This is a genomic window from Kitasatospora sp. NPDC085895, from assembly GCF_040702125.1.
In the GTDB taxonomy this organism is placed as follows: domain Bacteria; phylum Actinomycetota; class Actinomycetes; order Streptomycetales; family Streptomycetaceae; genus Kitasatospora; species Kitasatospora arboriphila.
This window is the reverse complement of sequence record NZ_JBFBJY010000056.1, coordinates 55,515-56,442: the sequence shown is the minus strand read 5'-3', so window position 1 is coordinate 56,442 and position 928 is coordinate 55,515. Positions and strand designations below refer to the sequence as shown.

Sequence of the window (928 nt, the reverse complement as noted above, 5' to 3'; positions counted from 1 at the left end):
GCCTTCGCCATCACGCCCGCGACCCCAACCGCCCCCTCGCCACCCTCCGCATCACCTGATCAAAACCGACACATCGCGAGAACGACGCAGCCCTGACTGAGCTGTCGTGCCCGCGCAGCGGCTCGCCGACCTGGGCACCCGCCAGCGGATCCCATACACGCACCGTGCCGTCCGAGCTGCCGATGGCCAGCAGCGGCCGGTCGCCCGGGCCCGTGAACGCCACCACCGCATCCATCGGGCTGTCGTGCCCGCGCAGCGGCTCGCCGACCTGGGCACCCGCCAGCGGATCCCACACGCGCACCGTGCCGTCCGAGCTGCCGATGGCCAGCAGCGGCCGGTCGCCCGGGCCCGTGAACGCCACCACCGCGGTCACCGGGCCACCGCGCCCAAGTGACTCGCCGACCTGGGCATCCGCCACTGGATCCCACACCCGCACCGCACCGTCGAAGCCGCCGATGGCCAGCAGCGGCTGGCCATCCGGGTCTGCGAACGCCACCACCGCATCCATCGGGCTGTCGTGCCCGCGCAGCGGCTCGCCGATCTGGATGCCCGCCAGCGGGTCCCACACCCGGACCACGCCGTCGAAACTTCCGGTAACCAGCAAGGGTCGGCCGTCGGGGCCGGTGAACGCCACCACCGCACTCACCGGGCTGGTGTGCCTGAGCGGCTCGCCCACCTGGACACCCGCCAACGGATCCCACACCCGCACCACGCCGTCGCTGCTGCCGATGGCCAACAACGGCTGGCCATCCGCACCCGTGAACGCCACCACCGCACTCACCGGGCTGGTGTGCCTGAGCGGCTCGCCCACCTGGACATCCGCCAACGGATCCCACACCCGCACCACGCCGTCGCTGCTGCCGGTGGCTAGCAGCGGCTGGCCATTCGGGCCTGCGAACGCCACCACCGCATCCACTGGGCTGTCGTG

Annotated in this window: 1 protein-coding gene; it reads right to left on the bottom strand. The window is 72.5% G+C overall.

Going from position 1 to position 928, the window contains the following annotated elements; translation table 11 throughout:
* Positions 1 to 10: 10 nt before the first annotated feature.
* A partial coding sequence (locus AB0442_RS28675; protein WP_366166405.1) for a WD40 repeat domain-containing protein occupies positions 11 to 928 on the bottom strand: 918 nt, incomplete at its 5' end.